The organism is Bacillus bruguierae (assembly GCF_037104725.1).
Lineage (GTDB): Bacteria > Bacillota > Bacilli > Bacillales > Bacillaceae_G > Bacillus_A > Bacillus_A bruguierae.
Map to the genome: position 1 here is coordinate 192,193 of NZ_JBAWSX010000005.1, position 26,451 is coordinate 218,643.

A 26,451-nucleotide genomic window follows, 5' to 3' on the forward strand; every position below is an offset into this window, starting at 1 on the left:
GATAGGATTGAATAAAACAGTTTTACTTGTTGAAGATGAAAGAAGATTACGAGAAATTGTTAGTGATTATTTTCGTAATGAAGGCTTTGAGGTGATCGAAGCGGAAGATGGCAAGCAAGCATTAGAACTGTTTGCAGACCACACTGTGGATTTAATTATATTAGATATAATGCTACCAGAAATTGACGGTTGGTCTGTATGTAGACGTGTAAGAAAAGAATCAGCTGTACCAATCATTATGCTGACAGCTCGTTCAGATGAAGATGATACTTTACTTGGTTTTGAATTAGGAGCAGATGAATATGTAACAAAACCGTTTAGTCCGAAGATTTTAGTTGCTCGTGCCAAGACATTGCTAAAACGTGCAGACGGTGCAGTAGGCCAAGCGGAAGAAAACATGCTCTCGCTTGCTGGTATCGATGTGAATCGTTTGTCGCGTACGGTAACGGTAGATGGAGAAGAAGTAATATTAACACATAAAGAATTTGAGCTACTTGTTTATTTGATGGAGAATAAAGGAATTGTATTATCTCGCCAGCATTTATTAGATCAACTTTGGGGATATGATTATTTCGGAGATGATCGTACAGTAGACACACATATTAAAAAACTTCGTAATAAGTTAGGCGATAAGGCAACACATATTAGTACAGTTATCCGTGTAGGATATAAATTCGAAGAGTAAAATATCGGTTCCCATTTAAGCAACTTTATATTCATTGCATGTACAATTTTTTGTATATGTGTCTACAATGAATATGGTAGTATTTTTTTGTTTGGATTTCACGATGAGTTCACAGAAAGGACACACATCGTGTTTATACTAAAAATACGATTTCAGCAGAGAGGGGATAAGGAAATTATGGGATACTATGATCAAACAGAAACGAATGAAACTCGTACGGAAATTGGAAAATCACGCAGTAAAAAAGGATATTTTTTCACAGGGGTTGTTGGTGCTGTGATCGGTGCTGTTACAATCAGCGTTGCAGCTCCATATATGCCTTGGACAAATAACAGTGTCGTTTCACAATCTAAAATAGAGGGAACAGCGGTTCCAGTTGTGAATAAAACAAAAGGTGAAACGGACCTTCCTGGTATGATTGAAGGAGCAAAAGAAGTAGTTGTCGGTGTAATTAACTTTCAAAAAAGTGTAGATCCATTTTCCGCTGATCCACAAGGGCAAGAATCTGAGGCTGGATCAGGATCAGGTGTGATTTATAAAAAAGTTGGAAATAAAGCACTGATTGTAACGAATAACCACGTTGTAGATGGTGCGAATAAATTAGAAGTAAAGTTAAGCAATGGAACAAAGGTTGAAGCGAAGTTAGTAGGGAAAGATCCATGGTTAGATCTAGCTGTCGTTGAGATTGATGGAAAAAATATTAATAAAGTTGCAACTTTAGGAAATTCAGATAAAATCCGTGCGGGAGAATCTGCAATTGCGATTGGTAATCCGCTTGGCTTCGATGGAAGTGTAACAGAAGGGATTATCAGTAGTAAAGACCGTGAAATTCCAGTTGATATTAACGGGGACAAACGTCCTGATTGGCAAGCGCAAGTAATTCAAACGGATGCAGCGATTAACCCAGGGAATAGCGGCGGTGCACTATTTAATCAAAATGGTGAAGTAATCGGTATTAACTCTAGTAAAATTGCACAGCAAGAAGTAGAAGGAATTGGCTTTGCGATTCCAATCAATGTGGCAAAACCAGTTATTGATTCCCTTGAAAAATTTGGTGAAGTAAAACGACCTGTAATGGGTGTTGGAGTAAGGGGTCTTGAGGAAATTCCAAGCTATGCATTAAGTCAATTAAAATTACCGAAAGATGTAACAGGTGGGGTTCTGTTAGCACAGGTTGATCCAGCATCACCAGCAGAAAAAGCAGGATTGCAAAAATATGATATTGTTGTTGGCTTTGATGATCAAAAAATAGAAAATGCAGTACAATTCCGTAAATACTTATATGAGAAGAAAAAAGTTGGCGATAAAATCGAAGTAACAGCGTACCGAAATGGTGAGAAAATAAAGAAAACAGTTACATTAGCTGATAATGCTAATAAGAATTAATAAAGAAAGTCTCTTTCATGTTGAAAGAGACTTTCTTTATCGGCTATACTAAATGAACAGGAGGGATTACATATGACAATTGAAAATCCAACTCGTACGGAAATTGGAGAGATTTTAAAAAATAGTAAGACGATTGCAGTTGTCGGATTATCCGATAATCCAGAACGTACTTCTTATATGGTGTCAAAAGCGATGCAAGATGCAGGATACCGGATTATTCCTGTTAACCCAACGGTAGATACTGTATTGGGAGAAAAGGCGGTTAAATCGCTAACGGAAATAAAAGAACGTGTTGATATCGTCAATGTATTTCGTCGTTCTGAATTTTTAATGGATGTTGCAAAAGAGTTTGTGCAGATTGAAGCGCGCACATTTTGGGCACAATTAGGTTTACAAGACGAAGAAACATATCATTTTTTGAAAGAAAAAGGCTATACTGTCATTATGGATCGCTGCATTAAAGTTGAACATGCAATGACAAGATAAGGTTTATTTGTGAAGTGTATTGAATTCCTATTCATAATAATAGGGAAAAGCAGATGAACGAGGTGTTCATCATGAAGTTTTTTAAAGGTTGTTTGTGGGGATTGCTGCTTGTCACTCCATTTTGGATAATTATCATTTTGTTGATTATAAAATGGTGGAGTATGTAGTTGTTTTGGAATACATATCCATGTTTCGTTGACAAACGATTACTTTTCTGAAATAGTAGCGTAGAGGAATCCTTGTGACAAACAAGGATTTTTCTTATGAAAATAGTATATAAAAGACATAACGTGACTTGCCAAAAGTAAGGGAAAGGCGTTATTCTATAATAAAGAACATATGTTCTGATTTTTAGATAGGAAGGGGCAAGGAGTTTGGCTAAGCGTCAGTTTCAATATGATGAAGATGCAATTCAAGTGCTAGAGGGGCTTGAAGCCGTTCGGAAACGCCCGGGTATGTATATCGGGAGTACGGATAGCCGTGGATTACATCATTTAGTATATGAGATCGTAGATAACTCCGTTGATGAAGCATTAGCGGGATTTGGCGATGAAATTAAAGTGATCATACATAAAGATAATAGTATAAGTGTAGTAGATAAAGGGCGCGGTATGCCGACAGGAATGCATAAGCTTGGAAAGCCAACACCAGAAGTTATTTTAACTGTACTTCATGCTGGGGGTAAATTTGGGCAAGGCGGTTATAAAACGAGCGGTGGCTTGCATGGTGTTGGTGCCTCAGTTGTAAATGCACTGTCTGAATGGCTTATTGTTACAATTAAACGAGATGGTTACGTATATGAACAACGCTTTGAAAATGGAGGTGTTCCAGTTACAACGCTTGAGAAAATTGGAAAAGCGAAAGATGCCGGAACAACAATTCATTTTAAACCAGATCGAACAATTTTTAGCACAACGAATTATAACTATGAAACGTTATGTGAAAGATTACGTGAATCAGCATTTTTATTAAAAGGTATGAAAATTGTACTTCAGGACAAACGTAACGATTTGGAAGATGTTTTTCATTATGAAACGGGAATTGAAGCATTTGTTTCATATTTAAATGAAGAGAAAGACTCTTTACACCCAGTTGTATATTTTACTGGAGAGCAAAACGGAATAGAAGCAGAATTAGCTTTTCAATTTAATGATGGGTATTCTGAAAACATTCTTTCCTTTGTGAATAATGTGCGTACGAAAGATGGCGGTACGCACGAAGCCGGGTTTAAAACAGCGATGACTCGTGTCTTTAACGAATATGCACGTAAAGTTTCTTTGTTAAAAGAAAAAGATAAAAATTTAGAAGGAACAGATATTCGTGAAGGATTAGCTGCAATTGTTTCTATTCGTGTTCCAGAAGAACTGCTTCAATTTGAAGGGCAAACGAAAGGAAAACTTGGAACAAGTGAAGGCCGTTCAGCAGTTGATGCTGTTGTATCAGAGCACTTAGCGTATTTTTTAGAAGAAAATCCAGATGTGGCAACGCTTCTTGTGAAAAAAGCAATCAAAGCAGCGCAAGCACGCGAGGCAGCACGAAAGGCGCGTGAAGAAGCACGAAGCGGTAAGAAGAAAAAACGTTCAGAAGGCACATTAAGTGGTAAGCTGACACCAGCACAATCACGTAATCCGCAAAAGAACGAGCTATATTTAGTAGAGGGCGATTCTGCAGGTGGTTCTGCAAAGCAAGGTCGTGATCGTCGTTTCCAAGCTGTTCTGCCACTTCGCGGTAAAGTAATTAATACAGAGAAAGCAAAACTAGCGGATATTTTCAAAAATGAAGAGATTAATACGATTATTTATGCGATTGGCGGCGGTGTTGGATCGGAATTTTCAGTTGAAGATATCAATTATGACAAAATTGTTATTATGACCGATGCTGATACAGATGGAGCACACATTCAAGTGCTGCTATTAACATTCTTCTATCGTTATATGAAACCACTTATTGAAGCTGGGAAAGTATTCATTGCACTTCCTCCTTTATATAAAGTAAGTAAAGGAACAGGAAAGAAAGAAGTCATTGAATATGCTTGGTCAGATGAAGAGTTAGATGGCGTTATAAAGAAGGTTGGTAAAGGTTATACAATTCAGCGTTATAAAGGTCTTGGTGAAATGAATGCAGATCAATTATGGGAAACAACGATGAATCCAGAGACGCGCACATTAATCCGCGTGAAAATTGATGATGCTGCAAGAGCAGAACGCCGCGTGACAACATTGATGGGGGATAAAGTAGAGCCCCGCCGCAAATGGATTGAACGCAATGTTCAGTTTGGTATGCAAGAAGAAGGTAATATTCTAGAAAATGAAATGATTATGGCAACGGAGGTGGAATAACATGCAGGCAGAGAAGTTTCATGACCTCCCGCTTGAAGATGTGCTCGGCGACCGCTTTGCACGTTATAGCAAATATATTATTCAAGATCGTGCGCTTCCAGATGCGCGCGACGGTTTAAAACCAGTACAACGCCGTATTTTATATTCCATGTATGTGGAAGGAAACGTGCACGATAAACCATTTCGTAAATCTGCAAAAACAGTTGGTAACGTAATTGGTAATTATCATCCCCACGGTGATTCTTCCGTGTATGAAGCAATGGTACGTTTAAGCCAAGATTGGAAAGTACGAAACGTATTAGTTGAAATGCATGGAAATAATGGTAGTGTTGACGGTGATCCGGCAGCAGCAATGCGTTATACAGAGGCTCGTTTATCACCGATTGCTTCTGAGTTATTGCGTGATATTGATAAAGAAACAGTGGAATTTGTTTCAAACTTTGATGATACAAGTGAAGAGCCAGTTGTATTACCAGCTATGTTTCCCAACCTTTTAGTGAACGGATCTACGGGAATTTCAGCTGGTTATGCAACTGAAATTCCACCGCATCATCTTGGAGAAGTTATTGATGCGACGATGCTGCGCATTGATAAACCAAACTGTAATGTTGATGATTTATTAACAGTCATCAAAGGGCCAGATTTTCCAACAGGCGGAATTATTCAAGGCCTTGATGGTATTAAGAAGGCATATGAAACAGGAAAAGGAAAAATCATCATTCGCGGAAAAGCAGAAGTGGAAACAATTCGCGGTGGAAAACAGCAAATTGTTATTACAGAAATTCCTTATGAAGTAAATAAAGCAAATCTTGTCAAGAAGATGGATGAACTTCGTTTAGATAAGAAATTGGATGGAATTGCTGAAGTACGTGATGAAACAGATCGTACAGGTCTTCGAATTGTCATTGAATTGAAAAAAGATGCAAATGCAGAAGGTATTTTAAATTATTTATATAAAAATACAGAACTACAAATACCATACAATTTCAATATGGTAGCGATTTATAATCGCCGTCCAACCTTGATGACACTTCCTAAAATTTTAGATTCTTATATTGGACATCAGAAGGAAGTCGTAACACGACGCTCACAGTACGAATTAAGAAAAGCAGAGACACGTCAACACGTTGTTGAAGGTTTAATGAAAGCTCTCTCTATTTTAGATGAAGTCATTGCGACAATTCGTGCTTCAAAAGATAAGCGTGATGCGAAAGATAACTTAATTGCAAAATTCTCATTTACAGAAGTACAAGCAGAAGCAATTGTGTCGCTTCAATTGTACCGTTTAACAAATACAGATATTACAGCTCTGGAAAAAGAAGCTGATGAATTACAGAAAAAAATTACAGAATTGCAAGCCATTCTACAAAGTGAGAAGAAGCTCCTTCAGGTCATTAAAACAGATTTGAAGAGGGTCAAGAAAACGTATAGTAACGATCGCCGTTCTGTTATTGAAGAAAAAATTGAAGAGATTAAAATTGACGTTGAAGTCATGATTCCACAAGAAGATGTGATTGTGACAGTAACGAAGGAAGGGTATGTAAAGCGCACAAGTTGGCGTTCTCATAATGCTTCCAATGGAAAAGATTTTGGTATGAAAGAAGGCGATTTATTATTAGATCGCTTTGATACGAATACGACGGAAACAATTCTCTTATTTACAAACAAAGGGAATTATATTTATCTTCCAGTTTACGAAATGCCAGATATTCGTTGGAAAGACTTAGGACAGCACGTTGCGAATATTGTCTCGCTTGACCGTGATGAAACGCTCGTCTTTGCAACTGTTGTTCCAAATTTTGAGGAAGAGAAGCGATTTATTACGTTTGTTACTAGAAATGGCATGATTAAGAAAACCGAATTGAATCAATATAAAGTGCAGCGTTATTCACGTGCATTTGTTGCGGTTAATGTAAAGAAAGATGATGAAGTCGTCGATGTTTTTGTTACAGATGGAACGCAAGATATTCTTCTTGCTACGCACGGTGCATATGCACTTGTTTTCAATGAAGAAGAAGTGAGTCCAGTTGGTGTACGGGCAGCTGGTGTAAAAGGAATGAATGTGAAAGAAGATGACTATGTTGTATGCAGTCTTCCTATAAATCATGAGAAAGATCAGCTCGTTCTTGTTACACAACGAGGCGCAGTAAAACGATTAAAAGCAGCAGAAATTGAAAAATCGACAAGAGCAAAACGAGGTCTTGTTATCTTTAAAGAATTGAAAAAGAATCCATATCGCATTGTCGGTGTGGAAGTCGTTCGAGATGATGAAATAGTTTGTATGCGGACAGAAAAACAAATGATAGAAGAAATTAATCCGCAAACACTTCGAAATAAAGATCGTTATAGTAACGGAAGTTTATTAATAGATGTAAGCGATGTTGGTCTTGTTGTGGAAACGTGGCCGCAGAAAAAAGAACAATAAGAAAACGCCCGATTCATTATATGAGTCGGGCGTTTTTGTCTAAATTTGTCTGAGGAATAGTAGTTGTATAAATAAGACACTTCCATTATTATTTAACTAAATATTTTAAATGTTCAGAAAAATAAGATTGGGGTATATGGGTGATAAAACAGAAGAATCTTGCTTTTGTTCTTTCGGCAGTGTGTATGTTTGGTTTATTAACAGGATGCAGTGGTAAAACAAATGGTAATGCCGATACAGCAAGTACGGGAGGTGGTGGTGGAAAGGTCATAAAAATTGCGACGCAATCACCGCTCTCTGGTGGTTCTGCAACACAAGGAGAAGCAATTAAACTTGGTGCACAATTGAAAATAGAAGAACAAAAAGAAGAGTTTAAAAAATTAGGGTATGAATTAAAGCTTGTGCCATATGATGATCAAGCTGATCCGAAAAAAGGTGTTGCGAACGCGCAGATTATTGGTGCTGATAAAGAAATACTCGGTGTCGTTGGACATATGAATTCAGGAGTTGCAATTCCATCTTCTGAAGTGTATGAAAAAAACAATGTTGTTATGGTATCACCTACAAATACTGCTGTTGAAGTAACGGATCGTAATTTAAAAGTAGTAAATCGTATATGCACAAGAGATGATTTTCAAGGTCCTGCCGGGGCAGAGTTTGCATTGAAAACCCTGAAGGCAAAAAGCGTTTTTATTATTGATGATAAAACAGCTTATGGAACAGGTTTAGCTAAAGCATTTAAAACAGAAGTTGAAAAATTAGGTGGAACAATTGCAGGTTATGAATCTATTACGGTCGGGGAGAAAGATTTTAATGGTGTGTTAAATAAAGTACTCGCGAAAAAACCGGATTTAATTTATTTTGGTGGTCTATATGCAGAAGGTGGACTGCTAGTAAAGCAAGCGCGTGAAAAAGGTCTTACGATTCCGTTTATGGGCGGTGATGGCATGGATTCAGCAACGATGGTAGAAATTGCAGGTAATTCTATCGAGAATACGTATTACACTTCTATCGCTGCTGATCCGAAAACAACGGAAAAAGGAAAGAAGTTTGCAGGTGATTATAAGAGCAAATTTAATAAAGAGGTAGAAGGATATTCGGCTTATGGATATGACGCTGCGGGTGTACTACTGCAAGGAGTGAAAGATGCAATTAAAGCAAATAACAATAAAATGCCAACAAGGGAACAAGTGCGTGACACTGTTCGGAAAACAAATAATTTTGGAGGAGTGGTAACAAACGTAGGTTTTGATAGCAAGGGTGATAATAAATTTGCAAAAGTATATATTTATAAATTTGCAGAGCAAAAATATCCAGGAAGACAAGAAGGAGAAGTAGAGAAAAAGTAAGGTGATAGGGGTACGGTGCTTATGTTCCGTACCTTTTTTAGAGAAAAATAAAGGGGAGGAATTTCTATGTTCGGAGAAATAATGCATACACTTCCTCAAGTGCTAATTGACGGATTAACACTTGGTGCAGTGTATGCGGTTATCGCATTAGGATATACGATGGTATATGGAATATTAGAACTTATCAATTTTGCTCATGGAGAAATTTTTATGACGGGTGCTTTTATTGGTACAACAATTTTCCTTGTTTTTATGGGGTTTGGCCTAATGCCAGCTATGCCGGCTTTGCTAGCATTGTTACTTGTTTTAGTTGCAACATCTCTTATAACAGGTTTTCTTGGGATGGGCATTGAAAGGGTTGCGTATCGACCGCTTCGGAAAGCACCGAAACTTATTACGTTAATCACAGCAATTGGTGTTTCTTTTCTACTGCAAGATATCGTTCGCTTTATCGCTGAATTAAAAAAAGGAAATTACATTATAACAGGTCCTACTTTATTCAATGATCAAATTACGGTACAGGCTTCAGCAATCATCTCTTCTTTTAATAACGCTAAGCTTAAAACATCTTCACTTATTCTACTCGTTCTTGCGGTTATTATGATGTTCTCTTTAGACTTTTTCATCAATAAAACAAAGTGGGGTATGGCGATGCGTGCTGTTGCACAAGATCGTGATACTGCTTCATTAATGTCAGTAAATGTGAATAAGGTGATTTCTCTTACGTTTTTTATCGGTTCCGCACTTGGCGGAGCAACAGGCGTACTGTTTGCTGTGCAATATGGAACAATAGACCCGTACATTGGCTTTATTTTAGGATTAAAAGCTTTTACGGCAGCTGTTTTGGGGGGGATTGGTAATATTCGAGGTGCGATGGTTGGCGGTATATTGCTTGGATTATTAGAAATGTTCGCTGCTGCAAATTTATCCATTTTATCTTCTGGAATATTGGGAGCTGAATATAAGGATGTTTTTGCCTTTGGAATTTTAATTCTCGTTTTAATTTTTAAACCAGAAGGCATTTTCGGCAAAGCAGTTGCCGAGAAAGTGTAGGTGATGATAATGAAAAAATGGTTAGAAATGATAAGGAAAAACACGAAGATGCAACTTATACTATTAGTCCTTTATATGGGGATAACTGCTGCAAGTTTATATTTTGCACAAAAGTCAGTAACGGCATTTCTACTATTATTATTGTCTCTTTTATTATTGTATTATACAAATTTACACAGTAAATGGAAATGGTTAGTAGGGTTATTTGTGTTAGTTATATTACTCCCATTCACAGCAAGCGGTGGTCCTGCTTACCAATCTTATATGGAAGTGGCGACATTAGTTGGAATTTATATAGCAATGGCGCTAGGGTTAAATATCGTTGTTGGGTTTGCAGGATTGCTAGATTTAGGATTTGTCGCCTTTTTTGCAATAGGAGCTTACACATACGGTATTTTTGCAACAGCTCAAGCAAATAACTTTATGCCATTTGGTCACTACCCATTGTCAGGAGAAAGCTTTTGGATGTTTATTTTACTAGGTGGTTTGATTGCAGCGGTATTTGGAGTTTTGCTTGGCATCCCGGTGTTGCGTGTGAAAGGTGATTACTTAGCGATTGTGACACTTGGATTTGGGGAGATTATCCGTATTATTTTTAATAATCTAGATAAACCGGTTAATATTACGAACGGTGCAATGGGCTTATCTTCCGTAAAACCACCTTCCTTATTTGGGTTTACATTTTTGCAATCGAGTCAAGTGTATTACATTGTACTCGGTATTTTATTACTCGTAATTTTTATTGTAAAACGACTAGAGTTTTCGAAAATAGGCCGTTCTTGGAAGGCAGTTCGTGAAAATGAAATTGCAGCCCAAGCGATGGGAATTCCGCTTGTGAAAACAAAGCTGCTAGCGTTTGCAATTGGTGCTTCATTTTCTGGAATGATGGGCGTTGTCTTTGCTGCAAAACAAACTTTTGTCGATCCAACAAGTTTTACATTACTAGAGTCAATTACCATTCTTGTTATGGTATTGCTTGGTGGTATGGGGAGTGTGCCCGGGGTTATTTTAGGAGCAGCTGTTATGACAATTTTAAATTTACAAGTACTTACTGAATTAACAAACTGGCTAAACCAATTAAACTTAAGTGGAACGGTTACGATCCCAGATGCACTTTCTCCAGCTAAAATGCAACGTTTCATCTTTGGAGGAATTCTAATTTTATTTGCCTTGTATCGACCACAAGGACTCATACCTGCGAAAAATCGAAAATTTAATGAAGAGCAGTTGAAAAAAGATAGGATAAAACAAATCGAGTCACAAACACAAAAAGAGAAAGTATTTGAAGCCTAGGGGGAAGAATATGGCGATTTTAACAGTTCAAAATATTACGAAGCGGTTTGATGGACTCGTTGCAGTAAAAAGTGTTGATATGAAAGTAAAAAAAGGATCCATTACAGCTGTAATTGGACCGAACGGAGCAGGAAAAACGACGTTTTTTAATATGGTAACAGGTGTATATAAGCCAGATGAAGGTGACATTCTGCTTGGAGAAGAAAAGGTAACTGGTTTAAAGCCGCATGATATTTCAAAGCATGGCATTGCTCGTACATTTCAAAATATTCGTCTTTTTAACAATATGACGGTACTTGAAAATGTAATGGTAGGACTTCACAATCATTTAAAAAGTAATCTTTTGGGGATTTTGTTACATTTTCCGGGGGTAAAGAGAGAAGAAGAACGAGCGCAGCAAAAAGCATATGGGCTTCTAGAATATGTTGGTTTAGCTCACTTATTAAATGAAGAAGCGCAAAATTTATCGTACGGGGCACAACGTCGCCTTGAAATTGCTAGAGCGCTCGCGGCGAAACCGCAAGTATTATTATTGGATGAGCCAGCAGCCGGAATGAATCCAAAAGAAACGAAGGAATTAACAGCTCTTATTTATCGAATGCGCGAAGAGCTAGACATAACAATTGTATTAATTGAACATGATATGAAACTTGTCATGGAGATTTCTGAGCATATCATTGTATTAGATCACGGTGAAAAAATTGCAGAAGGAAGACCGGAAGATATTCGTAACAATCCTAAAGTTATTGAAGCGTATTTAGGGAAAAGCGCAGTGTTAGAGAAGTAATACGAAATAAAGTAAAAAAATGATACAAAATTGTTCGAAAAAATAAAAAGGAGGGGAGTATTTTGTTAGAGCTTACAAATATCAATGCATATTATGGTGGTATTCACGCGTTAAAAGGTATTAATATTTCTGTCGGAAAAGGCGAAATTGTAACGCTTATTGGATGCAACGGGGCTGGAAAATCAACGACATTAAAGACGATTAGTGGCCTTGTTATACCGAAATCAGGAGAAATTTCGTTTGAGGGTAAACAAATTACGAAACAATCTCCGCACGTAACTGCTTTATCGGGGATTGCTCATGTACCAGAGGGAAGACGTATTTTTTCACGCCTCACAGTAAAAGAGAATTTGGAGATGGGAGCATTTTCAGTAAAGGATAAAAGAATAGTGAAGGAACGGATGGAGCGAATCTGTCACTATTTTCCAAAATTGAAAGAACGGCTAGAACAAAAGGGCGGTACGATGAGTGGCGGTGAACAGCAAATGCTTGCAATTGGACGTGCGCTCATGAGTCAGCCTCATTTACTTATGTTAGATGAACCTTCAATGGGACTTGCACCAATTATTGTTGAGCAAATCTTTGAAATTATTTCAGAGCTTAATAAAGAAGGGATGACGATTCTACTTGTTGAACAAAATGCGTATCAAGCGTTGCAAATTGCACATCGTGGATATGTGATTCAGACAGGGGAAATTAAAATGGTAGGAGAAGGAAAATCATTGATGCATAATGAATTTGTGAAAGAAGCGTATTTAGCATAATATGAGAGCTACCCTAGGCAGGGTGGCTTTTTTGTATGTTAATCTATATAAATCCATTTTAATTTTTCGACATATAATTTGCTGCTATGCAGAATACAGCATGACCGCTACTTGCTTTCTCCTTTTGTTGTAAACCTTGCATGTGGCAGAAAAAGGCCCTGCCCGCTTCTATGCATGGCCAGATGCTCTCGCCCGCCTAAAACGAAAGAGGATTGTTATGTCGATTTTTTAATTTGTATTTATATATGTTGCCATTATAAAATGCAAAACATTATGTAGAAAAAGGATAAGTTGATATAATGAAAGTTCATCATATTCCATACATAATTTGGAGGTATTTTATGAACAAAATCGGTGTTGGTATTGTAGGTTACGGCTTTTCTAGTACAACCTTTCATATTCCACTGCTACAAACAATTGAAGACTACGAAATTCGTGCGATTGTTTCTTCACAAGAAGAGAAAGTAAAAGCATCATTTCCACATGTAGAAGTTGTGACAACAATTGATGAGCTTATTATGCATGAGAACATAGATCTTATCATTATTACATCTCCTAATACAACGCACTTTGAATATGCAAAAAAAGCAATTCTTCATGGTAAACATGTTGTCGTTGAAAAACCTTTTGTTGTTACTGTTGAAGAAGGGGAAGAGTTGATTGTGTTAGCGAAGCAGCATGGCGTTGTGTTAAGTGTATATCATAACCGCCGCTTTGATAACGATTTCAGGACGATTCAAAAACTATTACAAGATAATAAAATTGGTAAAATTTATACGTATGAAGCTCATTTTGATAGATTTCGTCCGCATGTTCGTGATCGTTGGCGAGAGCATAAATTGCCAGGATCAGGAATACTGTTTGATTTAGGTTCACATCTCATTGATCAAGCGTTACATTTATTTGGGATGCCGGAAGCTGTTTATGCAGATGTTGTCAATCAACGTCCAGGGTCGCAAATAGATGATTATTTTCATATTATTCTTCATTATGAAGAAATGCGTGTTATTCTTCATAGCGGTAGTCACGTTAAATATGCAGGGCCACATTTTAGCATTCATGGTGAAAAAGGATCGATTGTTAAATATGGAATGGATTCTCAAGAAGAACAGCTAAAGGCAGGAAAGAAACCTGGTGATGAAGGATATGGAGAAGATGCTATGCATATGTATACTGTTCTTTCTACAGAGGAACAAGAAATTCATATTCCAACAGAAATAGGGTGTTATGAGAATTATTATAAAGGTGTCCGAAACGCGATAATGAAACGAGCAATGCCACCTGTTACAGCTGAGGAAGCTCTAAATGTGATTCGTGTTATTACAGCTTGTTTACAAAGTAGTCAGCAAGGAATGATAGTAAAATGGTAGAGTCAGTGTATACGCTGACTCTTTTTGTATGTTAGCAAATCATGTCAGAATTTTACGAGAAAACGCTAACGATTTTTATTGTGCAACCCTTATGTATAGATTAATATTTTAAATATTAAAAATATTACGAATTTAGGGGGAGTACGGTGAAGAAAAAGATATCGCTTTTGTTATCGGGTGTTTTATTAGCGGGAATGATGACAGGATGTACGAGTAAAGGAAATGATAATTCAGCTACTACGAAAAATGAAGCAAGGACAAATAAAGTAATTAAAATTGCTTCTGAATCGCCTCTTTCTGGTGGATCAGCTGCGTTTGGAGAATCCATTAAGCTTGGAACGCAAATTGCAGTAGATAAACAAAAAGAAGAGTTTAAAAAACTAGGTTTTGAATTGCAATTTGTGCCGCAAGATGATCAAGGTGACCCGAAAAAAGGGGTTGCTAATGCTCAGTCTGTCGCGGCTGATAAAGAGGTATTAGGCGTTGTCGGACATTTAATGTCAGGTGTATCTATTGCCGCTTCTGAAACATATGAGAAAGCAAATCTTGTTATGGTATCACCATCAAGTACGGCAGTTGAATTAACAGAACGTGGATTAAAAACTGTTGCACGCCTTGTTGCAAGAGATGATTTCCAAGGTCCAGCAGCGGCGAAATATGCGCTTGAAACAGTAAAGGCAAAAAATATTTTTGTAATTCAAGATAAAACCGCATATGGTACAGGGTTAGCCGACGCATTTAAAAAAGAAGCAGAAAAGCTAGGCGCAAAAATTGTCGGCTATGAAGGGATTACAGTTGGTGAAAAAGATTTTAGTGGTGTATTAAACCAAGTTGTCGCGAAAAAGCCGGACCTTGTGTATTTTGGTGGTATGTATTCAGAAGGATCCGTTTTAGTAAAACAAGCACGTGAAAAAGGAGTTACAGCGCCAATTATGGGCGGTGACGGTATTGATTCTCCAACAATGGCAGAAGTTGCAAAAGACGGATTAAAAGATACGTATTATACAACAGTAGCGACAGCACCAACAGTAACAGAGAAAGGGAAAACATTTGTAACAGAATATAAGGAGAAGTTTAAAAAAGATGTGGAAGCATACTCTGCATATGGATATGATTCAGCTGGCGTTATTTTACAAGGAATTAAAGATGCTATTAAGAAAAATGATGGTAAGTATCCAACACGTGAACAAGTACGCGATGCGGTTCGGGCTATAAAAGAATACGATGGAGTTATTACGAAAGTAGCTTTCGATGATAAAGGTGATAACAAATTTGCCAAAGTTTACATTTATAAGTATGAAGGTGCGAAATATCCAGGAACGCAAGAAGGGGAGATAAGTAAATAATGAAAAAAAACCCGGCATCTACCGGGTTTTTAGTTTGGATTAGAAAGTCCATAGAAAAACATCGTGAGGATTTCTTTTGTTTGCTGTTCACGATTTTGACCGACTATGTGTGTAACGAATTGATCACTTACCTTAGAAAACGCATTGATATATAACAAAATCATATCTTTTGAAAGATTTGGATTAATTTCTTTTTTCTGTTGCGCTTCTTCAATAAAGCGAAGAAAAAGGGGAAGCGCTTTTTCATTTTGATATGTAAATAGAAAATTACGCAATTCTTCATCCGTTTGCATTGCTTGTTCAATCATTTCAGGATGTAAACGGTGTATACTTTGTAATTTTCGAGTCATAATACGATGCATTTTTTCTTGAAAAGATAAGTCGCTCGTTAGCAACTCTTCATAATAATGGACCTCTTGAATTGTAAACTCTTGAATGAGTTCGCGAAATAAAGCATCTTTACTCCCAAAATGATTATAAATTGTAACTTGCGAAACCTTTGCTTGTTTTGCAATATCTTCTATTTTTACATCTTTATACCCATATTTAGAAAATAACTCTAAGGCAGCGGCTTTAATGGCTTGTTTTTTCTTTTTTTTCACCTTTTCGAAACCGTTCATATTCAATCACCTCCACTTAAATATACAAGATAATACGAATAGAAACAACAATTTTGAAATATAGGCTTTATTAAACTTCAAAAAATATTGATTACTTTGTGATGGAGGAGTATAATAATTTTGAAATATGATATATTAAATATTTCAAAAAGGGGTGATTTTATGTTAATTGTTCAAAATGTAATGAAACAATTTTCAAACGGAAAAGGTTTATTCGATGTTTCATTTCAAGTAAAAGAAGGGGAAGTATTTGGTTATTTGGGACCAAATGGAGCTGGAAAATCAACAACAATTCGCAATTTAATGGGCTTTATACAACCTACTTCTGGAACAGCGACGATTTTTGGACTCGATTGTTGGAAAGAAGCAGCAAAAATTCAAAGAAGTGTTGGTTATTTACCAGGAGAAATTTCTTTTATAGAAGGAATGAACGGACTGGAATTTTTACAACTTATGCAAGGAATGCGTGGGATGAAAAATAATGGCCGCCGTGATGAATTAATTGAACGCTTTCAGTTTGATGTGAAAACACCTATTCGAAAAATGTCTAAAGGAATGAAGCAAAAGGTAGGGATTGTAGCAGCATTTATGCATGATCCTGAAGTACTCATTTTAGATGAACCGACTTCAGGTTTAGATCCGCTCATGCAGCAGTTATTTGTAGATCTTATATTAGAAGAAAAACAAAAAGGGAAAACCATTTTTATGTCTTCCCATATTTTCACAGAAATTGAGCGAACATGCGATCGAGTGGGGATTATTAAAGAAGGACGATTACTAACGGTTGAAAATATTCATGATTTGCGAGCGAAACAACGGCAGGTTATTGATGTGACAGTATCTTCGCACGAAGAATTGCAATCATTAAAGAAAACGGCGTTGCAAATTCAGAATGTGCAAGGGAATACAGCTTCTATTATTGTACAGGGAAATTATAATGAACTTCTTCAAACATTGGCGCAGCATAATGTAATTGGTTTTCAGGTGAGAACAATGGATTTAGAAAATATCTTTATGCATTATTATGATGCGGAAGGAGAAAATCGATTATGAGTAAAGCGTTATTTGTTGCTAGTTTAAAAGCAAATGCGAAAATGATTTTGAACTATGCAGTTGGTTCCGTTCTTTATTTATGGTTACTCATTTGGATCTTTCCATCGTTTTCATCTGTAAAGGGAATAGATGAAATAATGAAAGCGATGCCTAAAGGGGTTTTAAAAGCAGTAGGGTTCGAAAAAGGGATTGAACAATTGAATGACTTTTTAGCTGGAGAATATTATGGTTTAATCTTTGTTTTGCTCTTAATGGTATATAGTATTTTAGCATCAACACAACTTGTTGCTCATCTAGTTGATAGAGGATCAATGGCTTATTTATTATCTACATCTGTTTCGCGCACAAAGGTAATTTTGACACAAGCATCTGTCTTAATCATTGGACTATTTACAATCGTCATGGTTACTTATCTTGGCGGTTTAGTCGGGGCAGAATGGTTAATTGAAAAAGTATCCCTTGATAAAGTGCTATTTTTAAAACTCAATTTTCTTGGCGGACTTGTATTTCTTGTTATTTGTGCCTATTCATTTTTCTTTTCTTGCTTACTGAATGATGAAAAGAAAGCGTTAAGTATTTCTACAGGTATAACAGTATTATTTTATGGATTAGATATGCTAGGGAAATTGAGTGAGAAATTGGAATGGATGAGAAATCTATCTATATTTAACCTATATCGTCCACAAGAAATTGTGGATGGAACTTATAACATATGGCCACCAAGCATTGGTTTACTTGCAGCATCTTGTATTCTTTTTGCAATGGCTGTTATGCTGTTTAAGAGAAGAGATTTACCTTTATAAAGATGTTATGTAAACAGGATAAAAAATACAAACAACCTTATTTCACTATTCAACTGAGATAAGGTTGTTTTTTGATCTGTTATTCTTGTAATAACTGCTATATTTTCAAAATAGGAATGCTTGTTTCTAAGAATACTCATTTAAAATGATATATTCAAGTGGAACAAACGACATAAAAAACCTTTCTATTTAGGGGAGGACGAGAGCATCTGGTCGTGCATAGAAGCGGTCAGTTCCTTTTCCTACCACATGCGAGTACAGGTCATGTTGTATTCTGCATAGCGGCGACTTATATGTCAAAAAAATTAAAATGGATTTATAAAGTGAAAAAAAGAATAAGAAGTTGCTATTGTTGTGAGTAGTAAAAATGAGTTTGTCAGATAAAATATGAGAAAGTTCTTTCAGCGTTATGAGAGGAACAAAGGAGAAGGCCAAAAAGACGATGTGTATAAGAATACAATATTACCCAAATAATTGTTTTATATGAGTTTAACGAAGTAGTAATAAATAAAAGAGTTATAGCATCCATATAGTGAGGGGGGCTTTTTTTATAGTTTATTTCATAGAATGATTATAAATATTACTGTAATAAAATAATTTTTAGAATTTTCAATAATATAACTTTACAAAATAGAAAAAAACAGTAGAATATTAATTAATAGAAATTTCTGATAAATATATAGAGGTGTGAAAATATCAGAAAATTCACAATAATAAGTATTGTACATAAAAATTAGGGAGGGTACAAAATGAAAAAGATGAAAAAAATCACAGCTGTAGTAGCGCCAATGTTAGCGATGAGTGTGGCGCTAGCAGCATGTTCTGGGGCAGGAGACAAAAAATCAAGTACAGAGCCGAAAAATGGAGACAAAAAAACAGAGGGTAAGTTAGCGGCAAAGCAAGTGCTAAACTTAGTAGAGGCACAAGAAATTCCTTCAATGGATGTTTCAAAATCAACAGATACTGTTTCTTCACTTATCTTAGGGAATACGATGGAAGGTTTATATCGTCTTGATAAAGATAATAAGCCTGTTCCAGGCATTGCAGAATCTTATAAAAAGAGCGATGATGGTAAAAAATATACATTTAAACTTCGTAAAGATGCAAAATGGTCAAATGGAGACCCTGTAACAGCAAAAGACTTTGTCTTTGCATGGCAGCGTCTTCTAAATCCAAAAACAGCGGCTGAATATGCATTTATTGCATATGATTTGAAAAATGGAAAAGCGATTAACGAAGGAAAATTACCAGTTGACTCTTTAGGTGTAAAACCAGTAGATGATTACACATTAGAAGTAGAATTAGATAATCCTGTTCCATATTTCCTTGGCTTAACAGCATTTACGTCTTTCTTACCGCTAAATGAGAAAGTTGTAAAAGAACATGGAGATAAATACGGTTTGGAAGCTGATAAGATGGTTTATAATGGACCATTTAAAATGACAGAATGGAAGCATGAACAAGGCTGGAAATTACAGAAGAATGATCAGTATTGGGATAAAGCGACAGTTAAGTTGGATGAAATTAATTGGAGTGTTGTAAAAGAACAATCTACTCGTGTGAACTTGTATGAAAGCGGCCAACTTGATCGTGCTCTTTTAACAGCTGAATACGTTGATAAATATAAAGCAAATAAAGATGAATTTGGAACGCAGCTAGAACCGTCAACGTTCTTCTTACGTTTAAACCAAAAACGTAACGGTCAAGATACAGTATTTAAGAATAAGAAAGTTCGTGAAGCAATTGCAATGGCATTTGATAAAAAAGCATTAGCAAATGTAATATTAAATGATGGTTCTAAACCAGTAGATGCCCTGATTGCAGAAAAATTTGCTGCAGGCCCAGATGGAAAAGATTACCGTGAAACATTTAAATCTACTGGCATCAAAACTGATGTAAAGAAAGCGAAAAAAGTTTGGGAAGAAGCGAAAAAAGAATTAGGTAAAGAAGAAGTAACAGTTGAGTTCTTAAACTATGATACAGATAATGCAAAGAAAATTGGTGAGTACTTAAAAGAACAGCTTGAGAAAAACTTACCAGGTTTAAAAATTAATATAAAACTTCAGCCGTTTAAGCAAAAATTAAAATTAGAAACAGCGCAAGATTATGATCTGTCTTATGCAGGCTGGACCCCAGATTATGCGGATCCAATGACATTCTTAGATATGTTCCAAACGGGAAATCCACAAAACGAAATGAGCTATTCAAATGCGAAATATGATGAGATTATTAAGAAATCTCAAGGTGAATGGCTAACAGATCCGAAAAAACGTTGGGAAGAAATGGGGAAAGCTGAAAAAATCCTACTTGAGGATGAAGTAGCACTCGTACCGATGTTCCAAAACGGAAGATCATTCTTACAACGTCCTACTGTACACAATATTTATAAGCATAACGTTGGTAGCCAATACAGCTACAAATGGGCATATATCACTGAAAAAGAAGGTAAATAATCATTTGAAAAGAGGAGGATGCGATATCGTATCCTCTTTTCGCTGTGCATATTTTGAAGTGTGATGAATACATATGCAGTACGACACGAAATGGAAGTTTCACTTTATTATTTTATAGAATGATTATAAATATTACTGTAATAAAATAATTTTTTGATTTTTTTAATAATATTACTTTACAAAACAAAAAAAATTAGTAGAATATTAATTAATAGAAATTTTCTGATAACTGAATAGAAATAGAAAGTTATCAAAAACTTTCTCATAGGTAGTATCGTACATAAAATTAGGGAGGGTACAAAATGAAAAAGATGAAAAAAATCACAGCTGTAGTAGCACCAGTATTAGCGATGAGCGTGGCACTAACAGCATGTTCCGGGGCAGGGGACAAAAAATCAAGCACAGAACCGAAAAATGGGGACAAAAAAACAGAGGGTAAGTTAGCAGACAAGCAAGTATTGAATTTATTAGAAACACAGGAAATTCCATCTATGGATACTTCTAAAGCAACAGATCAAGTTTCGTTTCTTGTGTTAAACAACGTAATGGAAGGTTTATACCGCCTTGATAAAGATAATAAGCCAACTCCAGGTGCAGCAGAATCGCATGAAAAATCACCTGATGGAAAGAAATATACGTTTAAATTACGTAAAGATGCAAAATGGTCAAATGGCGACCCTGTAACAGCAAAGGATTTCGTTTTTGCATGGCAACGTCTATTAGATCCAAAAACGGCTGCTGAATATGCATTTATTATGTATGATGTGAAAAATGCAAAGGCAATTAATGAAGGAAAAGCACCGGCTGACTCGCTAGGAGCAAAAGCGATTGATGATTATACATTAGAGGTAGAGTTAGAAAATCCAATTCCATATTTTATTCAATTAACATCATTTGCTTCATTCTATCCATTAAATGAGAAAGTTGTAAAAGAAAAAGGCGATAAATATGCCTTAGAAGCTGACAGCTTAGTATACAATGGACCATTCTCTTTAGCTGAATGGAAGCATGAGCAAGGTTGGAAATATAAGAAAAATGATCAATATTGGGATAAGAAAACTGTGAAGCTAGAAGAAATTAATGTTAGTGTAGTTAAAGAGCTATCTACTCGTGTTAACTTATATGAGAGTGGCCAAGCTGACCGTGTTCTGTTAGCTGCGGAATATGTTGATAAATATAAAGGAAACAAAGATGAGTTCAATACAGAGTTAGATCCGTCAACATTCTTCATACGCCTAAATCAAAAACGTGGCGGTCAGGATACACCACTGAAAAATACGAAGCTTCGTCAAGCAATTGCAAAAGGCGTTGATAAAAAGGGATTAGCGAATGTTATTTTAAATGACGGCTCTAAGCCAGCGGACTTCCTTGTGCCAAGAGAGCTCACAACTGGTCCAGATAAAAAAGATTTCCGTGATACATTCGGCGGTTCTATTAAAGATGTAGCATATGATGCAAAAGAAGCGAAAAAGCTTTGGGGAGAAGCGAAGAAAGAATTAGGTAAAGACGAAATTACACTTGAATTATTAAACTATGATACTGATAATGCGAAGAAAATCGGTGAGTACTTAAAAGCACAATTAGAGAAAAACATGCCAGGTTTAAAAGTTAACTTGAAAAACCAACCGTTTAAACAAAAGTTAAAGTTAGAAACAGATCAAGATTATGATATCGCTTATGGTGGTTGGGGACCAGACTATCCAGATCCAATGACATTTATTGATCTGTTCGAAACAACAAACTCTCATAACCAAATGAGTTACTCAAATAAAGAGTATGATGAAATCGTGAAAAAAGGTAAAAAAGAACTATTAACTGATGTGAAAACTCGTTGGGAACAGCTTGGAAAAGCGGAGAAAATCTTACTTAAAGATGCAGCAATTGCACCGCTATTTCAACGTGGTAACTCTTTCTTAGTACGTCCGTACGTACATGACATCGCTTCTCACACTTTTGGCGGCGATTTCAGCTATAAATGGGCATATATTACTGAAAAAGACAATAAAAAATAAAAGTCAGCCACAAAGAGGATACAATACAGCAGTCTGCTAAAAAGTCCTAATAGTTTAAAAAGTGATAGCTTTCTCGATGAAAATGAGGAAGCTATCACTTTTTTATGTATAAATGGTTGTATTCCTTCTAGGTAGTGTCATGGATGATCTCGAAACAATAATTTCGTAACCTTTTTTCTTTGTGCACATTTTGAAGCGTGATGAATACATATGCAGTACTACAATAAAACAAAACTTTCATCGATTTATTTTTTATTATTTTATTTAATTTCATTGCCAAGTATAAGATAGAAGGAGATATTTATGAAACAATGTTCTTATTTAGATTTCCTTGCCGCATTTGGTGTTGGCAGTGCACATCCAGGAGGTTTTACAGTAACAAAGCAGTTATTAGCGCAGTTTTCATTAGGACCGTATACAAAGTTATTGGAAATTGGGTGCGGAACGGGCAGGACAGCCTCTTATATTGTGAAACAATATGGCTCGGTGGTAAGTGCAGTTGAAATGAATGAAACGATGGTTCAAAAAGCAAGAAAGAGATGGAATAAAGATGGAGTAAATATTGAACTCATAAAAGGAAGTATAGAGGCACTAACGTTTCACGATGAAGTGTTTCATATTGTATTAGGAGAATCTGTTCTTGCTTTTACGAATAAAAGGAAAGCGATAGATGAATGTTATCGTGTCTTACAACGCGGCGGGGTACTTCTTGTTAGTGAAGTGGTAACTGAGCAACACCTATCAGTACATGAGGAAGAACAGATTATAGCTTTATATGGAATGGAACAACTATTAACAGAGCAGGAATGGATAGCACTCTTTCAAGAAGCACAATTTACAACAGTGCGTGTGCTTGGAGGCGGAACTATTGCAGAGACGATTTCTGCACACATAGAACAACCAGAGTGGGATATATCAGATTTTATTTCACAAGATTTGTATGAGGCGTGGATCTCGCATGAACAAATTTTACAGCAATATAAGCATAGATTAGGACATCGAATTTTTATGTGCCAAAAATGAAGAAGCCAACACATGTTGGCTTTTTTAAATGAAAAATAAAGCAGCTAATGTAATGCCAAAAATGAATCCAAAACCAAGTTCAACAGCACCAAATCCGCCGCGTCCAAATCCGCCACATCCAAACCCGCAATTATCACATTCGCCTAAACCGCCGCAAACATCACACCCACAGTCAGAATAGCCAAATCCGTAGTCAAATCGTTTTTGATGAACGGGTTCAATCCATACTGATTTATTCGTTACATCGACAATTTTCCCAATATGAATATTGCCGTCATGGTCTTCAACACGTACGACTCGTCCGTGATATCGTCGACATGTGTAATAATGTTGATGAGAACACATATAATTTTTCCCCTTTCTCTTTCCGATATTACTATATGATATAGGGACAACAGTGGCTTGTACGTTTGTCTATTCCTTCATAATTGTGATGAAAAACGGGAAGGATAGGGAAAGAATGATGTTAGTAATGAAAAAACTGTTGCCTGTTAGATGAAACGAAAAGGAGAGAAAAAAATGAATCGTTCAGATACGTTTCAAACGTATGAAATGTCGTGGGAGGAATTAATAGATGCACTGCGAAAAGAAATGGTGCGTCAAGTTGGAGCCGATATTATTGATAGTATTGTTTGTGATTTAAAGGATGGATTTGAAGTGTATACATATGTACAGGGAGATCTTGCGTTTGAGTATAAGGAAGCACTTGAACGAAAATTTGGAACAGATAGCAAAATTCCTAACCTATTAACAGTATTACTGCTAGCGACTATTTATGATACGAAAGAAAGTAATATTCGTCTTCATGCCGACCGAAAAGAAAATCCGGTTGTAGAAGTATATGTGAAACAATAAGAGTGCTTATAGAGGGCACTCTTATTGTTGTTATAATAAAAAGAAAATAAGGATTTGAAAACATAGCAAAATATTTAGAAATAGAAATCAAAAATAAGACATTCACCTCTTTTTCTTTACAATCAGTTGACATAATAATATTATAACTACATTTGTTTTTTGAAATACAAGTCATATCTTGTATTTCTTCTCATAAGTTTAAACATAGGAATTTGTCTACAAAGGTGGCGAAGCTTCAACATGTACACTCGAATCATAGCCACAACTATTTTGTTTTTGCTATTTGTATGTATGAACCCTTTTTCTAATTTAGCGAAAGGAGAAGAGGGAAGGCAGCGTGTCGTTTCACTTGTGTATGATGATTCTGGAAGTATGCGTAATAACGATCGATGGAAATATGCCAATTATGCCCTGCAAAGTTTGATTGCATTGCTAGATGAAAAGGATACGTTTTCTTATGTGCCAATGAGTCATCCAGCAGGGGAGATATCTGTTTCTTTAGAGAATAGTAAGCGACAAGGAGAGATTGACAAGATTCAAACATGGAATGAGCAAGTTAATACCCCTTTTCAATCGGTAGAAACGGCAATTCAATCGATGAAGAGGGAAGCTCAGGTAAATGCCAATCGAGAATTTTGGCTTATTGTTCTAACGGATGGTGCTTTTAATGAGTTAGAAAAGCAAGATGATAGTGCGAAAAAGCGAATTTCAGAAACGCTAAGTAAGTTTAAAAAAGAAATGGAAGCAAAAAAAGTTTCTTTACATGCGGTATTAATTACAATGGAAGAAAATTTAGGAACGCAAGAACAAATACAAATGAACAGCTTTAAAGAGATTTGGAAACAACAAACGAATGGAAGCGTGCTACCTACAAGCGGAGAAGATGGTGTTATTCACAGTGTTAATCAAGCGGCTGCATTGGTAGCGAATCGTGATCCATTTTCAGCAGTAGAAGAAGCAGTGAAAACAAATATAGTGGGGAATAAAATGGAAATTACTACACCATTTCCATTAAAACGAATTACACTTGTTAATCAATCTTCTCAGAAAGTGCCATATCGTATTCAAAATATAAAAGGGTCACTCCAGTTACAATCAAAATTTTCGATTCAAGCACCGGCAGGAATGGGGCTATATGGTGGCATTACACATATTATGTCTAAAAATAATGATGTAATCGAACCCGGTGCATATATAGTAGAAATTGATCAAGTAGTTTCAAAGGAAAATATGAAAGTGCTTGTCGAACCAGCATTAGATTATACGATTTCCACTTATGAAAAAGAGCAGAAAAAGAAAACCGAACAATTCTATGAAGGTCAAACAGCAATTATAGAAGCAAAACCAACAAATGTACCAGTAAATACTTCATATTTTTCCGCACAAATAGAAATAAATGGTCAAATGTATGCGATGAAATGGAGTGGAGAGCGGAAAGCCTTTTACTATGAAACAAAGATAGGAAAAGAATCGGTACGCGGAAATGTACACATGAATATAAAAGGATTTTATCGCCAAACGAAAGAATTTTATATTCAATCTGTTCCAAAACCAAAACTATCATTACAAGTTGTGACAACGAATTATACAGAAAAAGTAACAAATTTAAAGCATAGTGAACCATTTATCATACAGCCGCTATTGAATGATGAAGCAATGTCAGAAGCAGAAGTAAAGGAATTACTGAAAACAGCTACTGTTACATTTCATAAATCTATCAACTATGAGATAAAGCAACATAGAAATCAACTGTACGTCTATCCTCGTCCTTATTACTCCAACACATTTAATTTTACAGATACCGGCACCGTAGAAGCTACCATCACATTACGAGATTCACAATTACAAAAAGTGAGTAAACAAATTTCACTTTCGATTATCGATGTCCCTTTTTTCGAGCGTTATGCGATCATTTTCGGGCTCGTTTTACCGTTTAGTATCATCTTACTCATAATTGCAACTCTTATTGTTGGATGGGTGGTTCGTCCGCGTTTTCATAGGAAGGCGCTTATATATTATGAGTGGGATCAATCTATTGCGGAAGATTGGTTATACAAATCTGAACCAGAACCGCTGCGGACAAAATGGTGGAATCATTATTTTGGTATTCCATTTCGAGCAGAGCGGAAAACCGTGCAGTCCGTTACGTTTATTGCAAAAAAAGGTTCAAAATCTATATTTGTGACGAAAGATTCTCAAGTACCAGGTATGGTGATCGATGGTATGTTTTTAACAGATGAAGAAGCAGGACGTGAACATAAAACGTTATATCCGAACGAAATGGTTGTCATTGATCGTGGATATGGAAAAGAGTTATATAAGTATGAATGTGAATAAATAGGAAGGTGG

The 26,451-nt window shown here is 36.1% G+C and carries 20 protein-coding genes and 1 pseudogene; 19 read left to right on the top strand and 2 right to left on the bottom strand.

Annotation, left to right across the window (positions count from 1 at the left end; genetic code table 11):
- Nucleotides 1-7: 7 nt before the first annotated feature.
- The 12 genes from WAZ07_RS11310 (at nucleotide 8) to WAZ07_RS11365 (ending at nucleotide 15,283) form a co-directional block, all read left to right on the top strand.
- Nucleotides 8-685: a response regulator transcription factor gene (locus WAZ07_RS11310; protein ID WP_336472519.1), complete on the top strand. Its 678-nt coding sequence runs from the start codon at nucleotides 8-10 to the stop codon at nucleotides 683-685.
- Nucleotides 686-862: 177 nt separating this feature from the next.
- On the top strand, nucleotides 863-2,071 hold the full coding sequence (locus WAZ07_RS11315) for a S1C family serine protease (RefSeq protein ID WP_090913353.1): 1,209 nt from the start codon (nucleotides 863-865) through the stop codon (nucleotides 2,069-2,071).
- Between the two features lie 72 nt (nucleotides 2,072-2,143).
- Nucleotides 2,144-2,557: a CoA-binding protein gene (locus WAZ07_RS11320; protein ID WP_336472520.1), complete on the top strand. Its 414-nt coding sequence runs from the start codon at nucleotides 2,144-2,146 to the stop codon at nucleotides 2,555-2,557.
- Between the two features lie 374 nt (nucleotides 2,558-2,931).
- Nucleotides 2,932-4,896 carry a DNA topoisomerase IV subunit B gene (gene parE, locus WAZ07_RS11325; protein WP_336472521.1) on the top strand — a complete coding sequence of 655 codons (1,965 nt, stop codon included), beginning with the start codon at nucleotides 2,932-2,934 and terminating at the stop codon, nucleotides 4,894-4,896.
- Nucleotide 4,897: 1 nt separating this feature from the next.
- The gene (gene parC / locus WAZ07_RS11330) at nucleotides 4,898-7,321 is read left to right on the top strand and encodes a DNA topoisomerase IV subunit A (RefSeq protein WP_336472522.1); all 2,424 of its coding nucleotides are present in this window, start codon (nucleotides 4,898-4,900) and stop codon (nucleotides 7,319-7,321) included.
- A 140-nt stretch (nucleotides 7,322-7,461) separates the two neighbouring features.
- Entirely contained in the window at nucleotides 7,462-8,670 is a 1,209-nt protein-coding gene (locus tag WAZ07_RS11335; protein WP_336472523.1) for a branched-chain amino acid ABC transporter substrate-binding protein, read from the top strand.
- Nucleotides 8,671-8,736: 66 nt separating this feature from the next.
- Complete coding sequence (locus WAZ07_RS11340; RefSeq protein WP_336472524.1) at nucleotides 8,737-9,723, top strand: branched-chain amino acid ABC transporter permease; 987 nt, start codon at nucleotides 8,737-8,739, stop codon at nucleotides 9,721-9,723.
- Between the two features lie 9 nt (nucleotides 9,724-9,732).
- Nucleotides 9,733-11,016, top strand: a complete 1,284-nt coding sequence (locus WAZ07_RS11345) for a branched-chain amino acid ABC transporter permease (protein WP_336472525.1) — start codon at nucleotides 9,733-9,735, stop codon at nucleotides 11,014-11,016.
- Between the two features lie 10 nt (nucleotides 11,017-11,026).
- Nucleotides 11,027-11,803, top strand: a complete 777-nt coding sequence (locus WAZ07_RS11350) for an ABC transporter ATP-binding protein (RefSeq protein ID WP_336472526.1) — start codon at nucleotides 11,027-11,029, stop codon at nucleotides 11,801-11,803.
- Between the two features lie 62 nt (nucleotides 11,804-11,865).
- Nucleotides 11,866-12,567, top strand: a complete 702-nt coding sequence (locus tag WAZ07_RS11355) for an ABC transporter ATP-binding protein (protein WP_336472527.1) — start codon at nucleotides 11,866-11,868, stop codon at nucleotides 12,565-12,567.
- A gap of 341 nt (nucleotides 12,568-12,908) precedes the next feature.
- Entirely contained in the window at nucleotides 12,909-13,937 is a 1,029-nt protein-coding gene (locus WAZ07_RS11360) for an oxidoreductase (protein ID WP_336472528.1), read from the top strand.
- Between the two features lie 194 nt (nucleotides 13,938-14,131).
- Complete coding sequence (locus tag WAZ07_RS11365; RefSeq protein WP_336472593.1) at nucleotides 14,132-15,283, top strand: branched-chain amino acid ABC transporter substrate-binding protein; 1,152 nt, start codon at nucleotides 14,132-14,134, stop codon at nucleotides 15,281-15,283.
- A gap of 29 nt (nucleotides 15,284-15,312) precedes the next feature.
- Here WAZ07_RS11365 and WAZ07_RS11370 read toward each other — a convergent pair whose 3' ends face one another.
- On the bottom strand, nucleotides 15,313-15,903 hold the full coding sequence (locus tag WAZ07_RS11370; RefSeq protein WP_336472529.1) for a TetR/AcrR family transcriptional regulator: 591 nt from the start codon (nucleotides 15,901-15,903) through the stop codon (nucleotides 15,313-15,315).
- Nucleotides 15,904-16,065: 162 nt separating this feature from the next.
- On the opposite strand from WAZ07_RS11370, the pseudogene WAZ07_RS11375 reads away from it, so the two are divergent.
- The 5 genes and pseudogenes from WAZ07_RS11375 (at nucleotide 16,066) to WAZ07_RS11395 (ending at nucleotide 23,247) form a co-directional block, all read left to right on the top strand.
- Nucleotides 16,066-16,960 (top strand): annotated as a pseudogene (locus WAZ07_RS11375) (ABC transporter ATP-binding protein).
- Nucleotides 16,953-17,759 carry an ABC transporter permease subunit gene (locus tag WAZ07_RS11380; RefSeq protein ID WP_336472531.1) on the top strand — a complete coding sequence of 269 codons (807 nt, stop codon included), beginning with the start codon at nucleotides 16,953-16,955 and terminating at the stop codon, nucleotides 17,757-17,759. The pseudogene WAZ07_RS11375 and the gene WAZ07_RS11380 overlap by 8 nt, the downstream one beginning before the upstream one ends.
- A 749-nt stretch (nucleotides 17,760-18,508) precedes the next feature.
- Nucleotides 18,509-20,212 (top strand): peptide ABC transporter substrate-binding protein, encoded by a 1,704-nt coding sequence (locus WAZ07_RS11385; protein ID WP_336472532.1) that lies wholly within the window; start codon nucleotides 18,509-18,511, stop codon nucleotides 20,210-20,212.
- Nucleotides 20,213-20,514: 302 nt separating this feature from the next.
- Complete coding sequence (locus WAZ07_RS11390) at nucleotides 20,515-22,224, top strand: peptide ABC transporter substrate-binding protein (protein WP_336472533.1); 1,710 nt, start codon at nucleotides 20,515-20,517, stop codon at nucleotides 22,222-22,224.
- A 303-nt stretch (nucleotides 22,225-22,527) separates the two neighbouring features.
- Nucleotides 22,528-23,247: a class I SAM-dependent methyltransferase gene (locus WAZ07_RS11395; protein ID WP_336472534.1), complete on the top strand. Its 720-nt coding sequence runs from the start codon at nucleotides 22,528-22,530 to the stop codon at nucleotides 23,245-23,247.
- Between the two features lie 24 nt (nucleotides 23,248-23,271).
- Here the strand turns inward: WAZ07_RS11395 and WAZ07_RS11400 are convergent, their stop codons facing one another.
- Nucleotides 23,272-23,592, bottom strand: a complete 321-nt coding sequence (locus WAZ07_RS11400; RefSeq protein ID WP_336472535.1) for a hypothetical protein — start codon at nucleotides 23,590-23,592, stop codon at nucleotides 23,272-23,274.
- Nucleotides 23,593-23,766: 174 nt separating this feature from the next.
- Here WAZ07_RS11400 and WAZ07_RS11405 point away from each other — a divergent pair, with 174 nt between their 5' ends.
- Both WAZ07_RS11405 and WAZ07_RS11410 read left to right on the top strand, forming a co-directional pair.
- The gene (locus WAZ07_RS11405; RefSeq protein WP_090913487.1) at nucleotides 23,767-24,102 is read left to right on the top strand and encodes a hypothetical protein; all 336 of its coding nucleotides are present in this window, start codon (nucleotides 23,767-23,769) and stop codon (nucleotides 24,100-24,102) included.
- Nucleotides 24,103-24,342: 240 nt separating this feature from the next.
- Complete coding sequence (locus WAZ07_RS11410; RefSeq protein WP_336472536.1) at nucleotides 24,343-26,439, top strand: vWA domain-containing protein; 2,097 nt, start codon at nucleotides 24,343-24,345, stop codon at nucleotides 26,437-26,439.
- The last annotated feature ends 12 nt before the right edge of the window (nucleotides 26,440-26,451 follow it).

What these genes read in the sequence shown, in the direction of transcription:
- WAZ07_RS11315 (WP_090913353.1), top strand. Translation starts at nt 863, where the DNA reads ATGGGATACTATGATCAAACAGAAACGAATGAAACTCGTACGGAAATT.
- WAZ07_RS11320 (WP_336472520.1), top strand. Translation starts at nt 2,144, where the DNA reads ATGACAATTGAAAATCCAACTCGTACGGAAATTGGAGAGATTTTAAAA.
- parC (WP_336472522.1), top strand. Translation starts at nt 4,898, where the DNA reads ATGCAGGCAGAGAAGTTTCATGACCTCCCGCTTGAAGATGTGCTCGGC.
- WAZ07_RS11340 (WP_336472524.1), top strand. Translation starts at nt 8,737, where the DNA reads ATGTTCGGAGAAATAATGCATACACTTCCTCAAGTGCTAATTGACGGA.
- WAZ07_RS11345 (WP_336472525.1), top strand. Translation starts at nt 9,733, where the DNA reads ATGAAAAAATGGTTAGAAATGATAAGGAAAAACACGAAGATGCAACTT.
- WAZ07_RS11350 (WP_336472526.1), top strand. Translation starts at nt 11,027, where the DNA reads ATGGCGATTTTAACAGTTCAAAATATTACGAAGCGGTTTGATGGACTC.
- WAZ07_RS11360 (WP_336472528.1), top strand. Translation starts at nt 12,909, where the DNA reads ATGAACAAAATCGGTGTTGGTATTGTAGGTTACGGCTTTTCTAGTACA.
- WAZ07_RS11365 (WP_336472593.1), top strand. Translation starts at nt 14,132, where the DNA reads ATGATGACAGGATGTACGAGTAAAGGAAATGATAATTCAGCTACTACG.
- WAZ07_RS11370 (WP_336472529.1), bottom strand. Translation starts at nt 15,903, where the DNA reads ATGAACGGTTTCGAAAAGGTGAAAAAAAAGAAAAAACAAGCCATTAAA.
- WAZ07_RS11380 (WP_336472531.1), top strand. Translation starts at nt 16,953, where the DNA reads ATGAGTAAAGCGTTATTTGTTGCTAGTTTAAAAGCAAATGCGAAAATG.
- WAZ07_RS11385 (WP_336472532.1), top strand. Translation starts at nt 18,509, where the DNA reads ATGAAAAAGATGAAAAAAATCACAGCTGTAGTAGCGCCAATGTTAGCG.
- WAZ07_RS11390 (WP_336472533.1), top strand. Translation starts at nt 20,515, where the DNA reads ATGAAAAAGATGAAAAAAATCACAGCTGTAGTAGCACCAGTATTAGCG.
- WAZ07_RS11395 (WP_336472534.1), top strand. Translation starts at nt 22,528, where the DNA reads ATGAAACAATGTTCTTATTTAGATTTCCTTGCCGCATTTGGTGTTGGC.
- WAZ07_RS11400 (WP_336472535.1), bottom strand. Translation starts at nt 23,592, where the DNA reads ATGTGTTCTCATCAACATTATTACACATGTCGACGATATCACGGACGA.
- WAZ07_RS11405 (WP_090913487.1), top strand. Translation starts at nt 23,767, where the DNA reads ATGAATCGTTCAGATACGTTTCAAACGTATGAAATGTCGTGGGAGGAA.
- WAZ07_RS11410 (WP_336472536.1), top strand. Translation starts at nt 24,343, where the DNA reads ATGTACACTCGAATCATAGCCACAACTATTTTGTTTTTGCTATTTGTA.